The sequence below is a fragment of the Leisingera sp. genome (assembly GCF_034669605.1).
GTDB lineage: Bacteria > Pseudomonadota > Alphaproteobacteria > Rhodobacterales > Rhodobacteraceae > Leisingera.
Window position 1 is genome coordinate 1 of the sequence record NZ_JAXMOX010000202.1, and the last position, 8,007, is coordinate 8,007.

Genomic DNA, 8,007 nt, shown 5'->3' on the forward strand with positions numbered 1-8,007 from the left:
TCCGATCTCCACGGTGTTCTTGTGTTCCGATGCCGCAGCGCAAATTACCGGCACGACGCTGAGTGTCGATGGCGGCTGGACGGCGCTGTAGGCGTCGCCTGGAAGCGGCGGGAGGGGCCGGCCCCCAATGCCGCAGCCGGGAAAATTCAGCCCCGGAGCATTTTCGCAAAGATGAAATGGGCAGGTGCATTTTGGTGAAACGCATTAATCTGGCCCTGCAGGGCGGCGGCGCGCATGGAGCGTTTACCTGGGGCGTGCTGGACCGGCTGCTGGAAGATGAGAGTACCGAGGTGGCCGGGATTACCGGAACTTCGGCTGGCGCGCTGAATGGCGCAGCATTCAAGTCCGGTATGGTTCAGGGCGGGCGCGAGGGCGCCAAGGCGGCGCTGAACAGTCTGTGGCGGCGGATGGGGGCGGTGGGGGACATGCGTTTTGCCCATTGGCTTACCCGGTTTGATGCGGTGGCCTGGGCAGGCGCCTGGGAGGCGGCAATGCCGTTTTCTCCGATGGAATCCATGAGCCAGGCGATCTCACCCTATCACTATGGTCCGTTCTACAAGAACCCGCTGCAGGAGGTTGTGGAGGCGTTCAATTTTTCGAAAGTCTGCGCCGAGGAAGGCCCGGAGCTGTTCGTTTGCGCCACCTGTGTGCGCAGCGGCAAGATCCGCATTTTCGAGGGGCAGGAGATCAGCACAAATGCGATCCTCGCTTCGGCCTGCCTGCCGGACATGTTCCAGGCGGTGGAGATCGAGGATCCGGACACCGGGCGGATGGAGGCCTATTGGGATGGCGGATTTACTGGCAACCCGGCACTGTTTCCCTTGTTCCGCGCCGGGCTGCCGGGGGATGTGGTGATTGTGAACATCAACCCGCTGGAGCGCGACGAGATTCCCAAGACGCCGCAGCAGATCCGCAACCGGGTGAATGAGATCAGCTTCAACTCGTCATTGCTGCGGGAGTTGCGGGCTATCAGCTTTGTTCAGCGTCTGCTGGCGGATGGAACGCTAGCACCCGGGCGGATGAAGAAAGTGCGGGTTCACATGATTGCCGATGATGAGCTGATGACGCAGCTGTCAGTCACCACCAAGCTGTTTCCTGTGCCGCAGATCCTGGCGCGGCTGAAACAGGCGGGGCGGGATGCGGCAGACAGCTTTCTGGCGCGGGACGGGAAGAACCTCGGAGTGCGTTCTTCGACGGATTTGCCCGCGATGTTCAGCTAGGTCAGGCGCTTTCTTTCACTGCCGCTTTCTTGCCGTTCTCCAGCGGTTTTGAGGGGTCCTTGGGGTTCGGATAGACAAGGCCTGCCGAGATTACCAGCTTGGCAGAATCCTCCACTGACATGTCCAGCTCGATCACATCTTCTTCGGGGACGAACAGCAAAAAACCGGATGTCGGGTTTGGAGTGGTTGGCAGGAAGACACTGGTAAGGCCGCGGCTGGTTTCGACCTTCTTGGCGATCTCACCCTTCGCAGCGGTGGAGATGAACCCGATCGCCCAAATACCCTTGCGCGGGTATTGCACCAAGCAGGCCTTTTCAAAACTGCGTTCCGACTGGGCGAAAACGGTCTCTGAAATCTGCTTGATACCGGAATAGACCGTGCGGACCACCGGCATGCGTTCTACCAGGCTCTCGGCAAAACTGATCAGCGACCGGCCGAGGATACCCTTGGCAATCCAGCCAACGACGATTGTGAACAGCAGGAAGATGATCAGCCCGACACCGCGCAGGTTGATGCCGATGTACTGTTCGGGCCGGAAGGTGGTTGGAACCAGCGGCAGCACCACGCTGTCGATCCAGCCCATCACCGACCACAGCAGCCAAATGGTCAGGCCCACCGGTGCAATGACGACGATCCCGGTAAAGAAGGAGGCGCGCAGACTTGCAAACAGTCCGCGGCGGCGGTGAGGTTCTTCGTCGAAGGGCGTTGTCATGGGGCTGCTTCACCTGAATTTCGATTGGAACCTAGGCACTGATTGCGGGCGGAGCAATGGCATCCGCCCGGAAAATCAAATCATTGTGGCCGTTTGTTCAGTTCCTGTGCGATCTTTGCCGCCAGACGGGCGTTGTTGCGCACCAAGGCGATATTGGCGGTGAGCGAGCGTCCCCCGGTCAGCTCAAAGATCCGGCGCAGCAGGAAGGGGGTTACATCCTTGCCTGAGATGCCCTGTTCATCGGCCTCGGACTGGGCTTGGGCGATGACCGGCGCCAGCTCTTCGGCCGGGATTTCGGCCTCTGCCGGGATCGGGTTGGCGACCAGCTGGCCTCCGGGCAGGCCCATGGCCTTCCGGGTGGCATGGGCGCGAGCGATCCCGGCGGCCCCGTCCATACGCAGAGGCGCCTTCAGGTCGGACTGCGCGGACCAGAATGCCGGGAAGCTGTCCTGGCCATAGCCAATCACTGGCACGCCCTGGGTTTCCAGCACTTCCAGCGTTTTCGGCACGTCGAGAATGGCTTTGGCGCCCGCAGCCACCACGGTGACCGGGGTTTGCGCCAGTTCCATCAGGTCGGCGGAAATGTCGAATGTGGTCTCGGCCCCTTTATGCACGCCGCCGATACCGCCGGTTGCAAAGACTTCGATCCCGGCCAGCCGTGCGGCAATCATAGTCGCCGCAACCGTGGTCGCACCGGTGCCGCCAGTGGCGATGCAGGCGGCCATATCGGCGCGGGAGATCTTGGCAACCCCCTTTTCCTGGCCAAGCACCTGCAATTGATCGGGTTCAAGCCCCACATGCAGCACGCCTTTCATAACGGCCATTGTGGCGGGCACGGCACCGGCATCGCGGATGTCCTGCTCCACCTGGGCGGCGACTTCGACGTTCTGCGGGTAGGGCATGCCATGGGTGATGATGGTGCTTTCCAGCGCAACAATGGCCTGACCTGCGGTCTTGGCGGTCTGGACTTCGGATGAATAGCGGATTTCGATCACAACGGGGGTTCTCCTGAAACATATGTGGCCGCGGCCGCGAGGGCGGAGGCCAAAGCGGTCTTGCGGTCTTCGCCCCGTGCCTCGGAAACGATATGGGCGGCCATAAAGGTATCTCCGGCGCCGGTCACCCGGGCGACGGTCACGCGGGGCGGAACAAGGGTGATGGCGCCTTCGGCATCGGCGACGGTGGCAGAGGAGCCGCCATCAGTGACCAGCACCCGAGCCGCACCGCGATCCAGCATTGCCTGCGCAGCGGTTTCGCTATCGGTAAACTCTGCCTGGCATAGGATGCCAGCCTCTTCGAGGTTCACGTAAAGCGTGCCGCGGGTGCGGTTGAGAAATGGACGCAACCGTTCCGCCTTTCCCGGCGAAGCTGGAGCGACGCGAAGGTCGGCACTGGCAAAGGCGGGACTGGCCACGATGTCATCCAGCACCGAAAGCGTCAGGTTGCCATCCAGCGCAACCTGACCCCGGTACGGGGCATCGCAGGTGCCCAATGCGCCGTCGGACAGCGGACGCAGGATCTTGTCGCCTGCGGCCTCCAGCGAGTGGGCGTCGGCAATGGCAGCGATCAGCCCGTTGGCGCCTTCGACTGCCATGTAGCGGTCGGTGGGCAGATCCTCGGACCGGTAGATGTAATCCGTGATCAGGCCAAAGTGGCTGCAGGCGTGGATCAGCTCGTCACCTTCGGGATCGCGGCCCACGGCCGTCAGCAATGCAGGCTGCATCCCGAAACGCGACAAGGTCATGGCGATGTTCATGGCAACGCCGCCGGGCAGCCGGGTGATGCGCCCGGGCATGTCCGAGCCGCGCTGCATCTCCGTACTGCAGCGACCGATAATGTCCCAAAGGACCGACCCGATGCACAGCATGGCGGGGCGCTGGGGAGCGGAGTTTTGTGTCATAATGACCTATTGCCGCCTTTGCCGGTTCATCGCAAGAGGCATCACGGTGCAGGCACCGCAAAGGTCAGCGCCGCCCAGAGGCTTTCCCAAACATAATCCTGGCCTTCACGGGCGGGACGAAGCACCACAGCGTCAAGCAGGTAAGACTGCCCTGGGGTAACGGGGATGACCGCCTCACCCCGTGCATCGGTTGGCATGGTACTGATGCTGATGCTGCCATCCGGCGCTTTTGCAAAAATCTCAACCTGTGCCTGGGGGCGTGGCTTGCCTTGATACAGCAGCTGAACCGGGAGACCTGATGACAGGTCATCGGTATAGGGATTGGCGAGGGCAACGATCTCGGTCTCCAGCCCCGTGTCCTGATCGGAGCCTGCACCGCTGCCGATGGCGATCAATGCCTTGGCATAGCGGGTGTATTGTTCGGCAAAGCCCGCGTCCGGCAGGCCAAGCGCGTGGTGCTGACCGGGAATGCCGGCAAAACCCTTGTGATCGATGAAGGCCTGAAAGTCCTCCCAGGTGTCATAGATCAGCATCTGCGGCTGTGTCTGGTGGATGATCACGGCCAGACCGTCACCTTCTTCGTCGGCGGTGAATGCAGGCATGTCGCCCATCCGGCCTTCATAAGCCGTTGCAGATCCGTTCTGAACAACCTCGAACCGGGCAATCCGGTGATCCAAGTAAGGCTGTTCGGCCCCCTTGAATTCCTGTCCGTTGCGTAATCTCGCCACCACCCCGGTGCCGATAGGCACTTGATATTTTTCCGGCTCAATCCAAAACTCGTGGGATAACAGCGGGGCGGCCCCCAAAGCCAGCCCGGCGCAGAGAGTTGAGCAGAACAGGCGGTATTGCATGAAATTGTCCTTGGCTGTCAGGCGCGGTGTGACTTGGCTGCAGATCCTATTTGCGCTGCTGTTCAGTGTGGTTGCAATAGCAGCTGCAAATGTCCGCGCGCATGAGGTCACACCGGCGATTGCCGATTTCCGGGTGGAGGACGGGCAGATCACCCTGGGGCTGCGGCTGAATGTCGAGGCGTTTGTCGCCGGCATTGATCTGGATGGCCTGTCGGACACAAACCAGACGGCGCAGGCCGCTGACTACGATGAACTGCGCGGACTGGGGATGCAGGATCTGGAACCGATGGTCCGGCTGTTCGCCGAAGAATGGCTGGAAACGTTTTCCTTGCGGGCCGGCAGGGCAGTGGACCTCCGCCTGTCGCATGTCACTATACCGGAGGTTGGCGATGCCAGCCTGCCGCGCGCGTCTTTTCTGGAGCTGACCGGGAAAATTCCGGCAACGGCCGACAGCCTGCGGATTTTCTGGCCTGCCGGGTCCGGCGGCGTGGTGCTGCGGCAGAACGGGGTCAAGGAACCCTATACCGGTTACCTCCAGGGGGGAGAGACATCGCCGCCGATCCCGTTGAAGGGCGGTGCAGCCAAGACACCGGTCGAGGCCTTTGCGGAATACATTCCCGTCGGCTTTACCCATATCCTGCCGAAGGGGCTGGATCATATCCTGTTTGTACTGGGGCTGTTTTTTCTCAGCCCGCGGGTAAAGCCGCTGCTGCTGCAGGTGAGCGTCTTTACAGTGGCGCATACCATTACACTGGCGCTGGGCGCCTTGGGGGTGGTGTCGGTCAGCGCCAGTATTGTCGAGCCGCTGATTGCACTGTCGATTGTCTTTGTCGCGGTCGAGAACATCTTCGCCCGCAAGCTGCACGGCTGGCGGGCTTTTGTGATTTTTGGGTTCGGACTGTTGCACGGGCTGGGTTTTGCCAGCGTTTTGGGCGCGTTCGGTCTGCCGTCCAGCCAGTTCCTGCCAGCCCTGATCGGTTTTAACATCGGCGTGGAACTGGGCCAGCTTGCAGTGATTGCGGCGGCTTACCTGGGCGTGCGGCTGTGGTTCGGGCAGCATCCGAAATACCGCGGCCGTGTGGCGATCCCGGCCTCGGTCACCATTGCGATGGTAGGGGGGTACTGGTTCGTCGAGCGGGTGTTCCTGTAAAACCCCGCTAAACGGTCAGCCCATTGCCCGCATCAGGGTTTTGATCTGTGCAAGCGGGTCCTCGGCATGCCAGATTTCGTCTCCGATGCCAAAGAAATCGGTATACGGGGCGATGCTGCGTACCAGATCCTCGGTCAGGCCGCCCTCTGCGACCACAGGAACCTCGATCATCTGGGACCACCATTGGAACAGATCAGCCTCAGCCTGTGCGCCATCCCCCAGGCCCGAAGTGCCGACGGGCCCGAAGCTCACGTAGTCCACGCCCGCTTCACCTGCTACCATGCCGTCGTGTTGCGACGCGCCGCAGAAACAGCCGACAATCGCATCCGGCCCCAGCGCCTTGCGCGCGGTGCGCACGGATTTGGATGCGTCTGTCAGATGCACACCGTCAAGGCCCAGCCGCTCTGCCAGGATCTGATGATCCGAGATTACCAGCGCCACATCGCGTTCCATGGTGACCTCGCGCAGTGCGTCGCCTGCACGGCTGAGGGTGTCTTCGTCTCGGCTGGCCAGATCCAGGCGCACGCAGGCCACGCCGATCTCGTCCAGTACCCGTGCCAATTGGCCGGGAAACTTGCCCAGTTCAAAGCTCGGCGGGGAGATCAAGTAGATCTGCGGCTGTTCCGGTGCGTCAGAAGGGCTGTCCATGGTGGCGCTCCATTGTTCAGGCGATTGAACGGTGTTTAGCCGATTTGCCGCCGGACGCAAGGATTTGCGCAGCCAGCGCAAGCGGGAAATACCGGCAAGTCAGGTGCCGGACCTTGCCCCGGACGCCTGCGGGGATTACAGCAAGGCGGATTTTACGCGCAACAGACGGATGCCTGCAGCAATGCCCACTGATACGCCTCAACCTGCCTTTGTCCTGGTCCGCCCCCAGATGGGCGAGAATATCGGCGCCGCGGCGCGGGCAATGTGGAACTTTGGCCTCGATCGGATGCGCATCGTGGCGCCGCGGGACGGTTGGCCGAACCCCAAGGCGGTTGCGATGTCATCAGGTGCCGGCCGGCTGCTGGACGAGGCACAGCTTTGTGCGGATGTGCCCGAGGCGCTGGGCGATTGCACCTATGTCTTTGCCACCACCGCCCGCCAGCGCGGGCTGACCAAACCCGTCTACAGCCCCGAACGCGCGATGCAGATCGCAGCTGGCAAGATCGCGGCGGGCGAGAAGGTCGCGGTTATGTTCGGGCCCGAGCGCGCGGGACTGGAGAATGAAGACATCGCCAAGGCCAACGCCATCATCTCGGTGCCGGTGAACCCGCTTTATGCCTCCTTGAACCTGGGCCAATGCGTGCTGCTGACCGGCTATGAATGGATGCGCCAATCCGGTGAAGTGGAGCATGAAACCACTGACCTCGGCCGCAAGGGCGACTGGGCGAGCGGTGTGGAAGTCGAGAAACTGGTGGAGCATTACGAGAACCGCCTGGACCAGGCGGGCTTTTTCTTCCCGCCGGAAAAAGCTGAGAGCATGAAGACCAATCTGCGCAATCTGTGGAGCCGGATGCGGATGACCCGCGCGGATGTGCAGATGCTGCACGGGATCATGCGGCAGATGGTTCGTTGGAAAGAGCGCGGCGGCGAGTGAGCCGGTCTGGACCAATCCCAAATCCGTCCTTAGCTTGGCAGCAATGGTAAAGAGGCAAGCATGAGCAAGCGCAGCATTTTCGAAGAGGTTGAGGGCGAGAAGTCCGACGTGCCCGCAGTACAGCCGGGACTGATCGACCGCGGCCGCGGCGGCGCCCGCAAGGGTATCCGGGCCTGGCTTATGGTGCTGTTTGCGCTGGTGGTTGCGATGATTGTGGTGGGCGGGTTGACGCGGCTCACGGACTCTGGCCTGTCGATTACCGAATGGCGCCCCGTGACCGGAGCCATCCCGCCTATGTCCGAAGCAGAATGGCAGGCGGAATTCGACAAATACCAGCAGATAGACCAGTGGCGCATCCAGAACAAATGGATGCAACTGTCTGATTTTAAATCTATTTACTGGTGGGAATGGGGCCATCGCCAGCTGGGCCGCATCATTGGTCTGATCTGGGCAGTTGGCTTTCTGGGCTTTCTGGCCGCACGCAAAATCCCGGCGGGCTGGGCCGGACGGCTGGCACTGCCTGGTATTATGGGCGGTGTGCAGGGCGCGATTGGCTGGTGGATGGTTTCCTCAGGTGTGAACCCGGGCGAAG

At 61.7% G+C, this 8,007-nt stretch carries 10 protein-coding genes; 5 read left to right on the forward strand and 5 right to left on the reverse strand.

What is annotated here, in order from left to right:
• Together VOI29_RS20050 and VOI29_RS20055 are read left to right on the forward strand one after the other, a co-directional pair.
• On the forward strand, positions 1-91 hold a 91-nt coding region (locus tag VOI29_RS20050; RefSeq protein ID WP_323782882.1), incomplete at its 5' end, for an SDR family oxidoreductase.
• Between the two features lie 100 nt (positions 92-191).
• Positions 192-1,220 (forward strand): patatin-like phospholipase family protein, encoded by a 1,029-nt coding sequence (locus VOI29_RS20055; RefSeq protein WP_323782853.1) that lies wholly within the window; start codon positions 192-194, stop codon positions 1,218-1,220.
• 1 nt (position 1,221) lies between these two features.
• Here the strand turns inward: VOI29_RS20055 and VOI29_RS20060 are convergent, their stop codons facing one another.
• The 4 genes from VOI29_RS20060 to VOI29_RS20075 form a co-directional block, all read right to left on the reverse strand.
• Complete coding sequence (locus tag VOI29_RS20060; protein WP_323782857.1) at positions 1,222-1,932, reverse strand: DUF502 domain-containing protein; 711 nt, start codon at positions 1,930-1,932, stop codon at positions 1,222-1,224.
• A gap of 80 nt (positions 1,933-2,012) precedes the next feature.
• Positions 2,013-2,927, reverse strand: coding sequence for a pseudouridine-5'-phosphate glycosidase (locus VOI29_RS20065; protein WP_323782860.1), 915 nt, complete (start codon positions 2,925-2,927; stop codon positions 2,013-2,015).
• Positions 2,924-3,832: a PfkB family carbohydrate kinase gene (locus VOI29_RS20070; RefSeq protein WP_323782864.1), complete on the reverse strand. Its 909-nt coding sequence runs from the start codon at positions 3,830-3,832 to the stop codon at positions 2,924-2,926. Before VOI29_RS20070 ends, VOI29_RS20065 begins: the two co-directional genes overlap by 4 nt.
• A 41-nt stretch (positions 3,833-3,873) precedes the next feature.
• Complete coding sequence (locus tag VOI29_RS20075; RefSeq protein ID WP_323782867.1) at positions 3,874-4,683, reverse strand: DUF4198 domain-containing protein; 810 nt, start codon at positions 4,681-4,683, stop codon at positions 3,874-3,876.
• Between VOI29_RS20075 and VOI29_RS20080 the strand changes: the two genes are divergently transcribed.
• A complete protein-coding gene (locus VOI29_RS20080; RefSeq protein ID WP_323782870.1) occupies positions 4,682-5,833 on the forward strand; it encodes a HupE/UreJ family protein in 1,152 nt (383 codons plus the stop codon). The two genes, VOI29_RS20075 and VOI29_RS20080, sit on opposite strands and share 2 nt — an antisense overlap.
• 15 nt (positions 5,834-5,848) lie before the next feature.
• On the opposite strand, the gene VOI29_RS20085 is transcribed toward VOI29_RS20080, so the two are convergent.
• The gene (locus tag VOI29_RS20085) at positions 5,849-6,481 is read right to left on the reverse strand and encodes a thiamine phosphate synthase (protein WP_024090198.1); all 633 of its coding nucleotides are present in this window, start codon (positions 6,479-6,481) and stop codon (positions 5,849-5,851) included.
• Positions 6,482-6,662: 181 nt separating this feature from the next.
• Here VOI29_RS20085 and VOI29_RS20090 point away from each other — a divergent pair, with 181 nt between their 5' ends.
• On the forward strand, positions 6,663-7,415 hold the full coding sequence (locus VOI29_RS20090) for an RNA methyltransferase (RefSeq protein ID WP_323782876.1): 753 nt from the start codon (positions 6,663-6,665) through the stop codon (positions 7,413-7,415).
• A 60-nt stretch (positions 7,416-7,475) separates the two neighbouring features.
• Positions 7,476-8,007: COX15/CtaA family protein (locus tag VOI29_RS20095; RefSeq protein WP_323782879.1), on the forward strand; the 532-nt coding region annotated here is incomplete at its 3' end.

Excerpts from the sequence above, each read along its gene's own strand:
- VOI29_RS20075 (WP_323782867.1), bottom strand. The coding sequence starts at position 4,683 with ATGCAATACCGCCTGTTCTGCTCAACTCTCTGCGCCGGGCTGGCTTTG.
- VOI29_RS20060 (WP_323782857.1), bottom strand. The coding sequence starts at position 1,932 with ATGACAACGCCCTTCGACGAAGAACCTCACCGCCGCCGCGGACTGTTT.
- VOI29_RS20080 (WP_323782870.1), top strand. The coding sequence starts at position 4,682 with ATGAAATTGTCCTTGGCTGTCAGGCGCGGTGTGACTTGGCTGCAGATC.
- VOI29_RS20090 (WP_323782876.1), top strand. The coding sequence starts at position 6,663 with ATGCCCACTGATACGCCTCAACCTGCCTTTGTCCTGGTCCGCCCCCAG.
- VOI29_RS20085 (WP_024090198.1), bottom strand. The coding sequence starts at position 6,481 with ATGGACAGCCCTTCTGACGCACCGGAACAGCCGCAGATCTACTTGATC.
- VOI29_RS20070 (WP_323782864.1), bottom strand. The coding sequence starts at position 3,832 with ATGACACAAAACTCCGCTCCCCAGCGCCCCGCCATGCTGTGCATCGGG.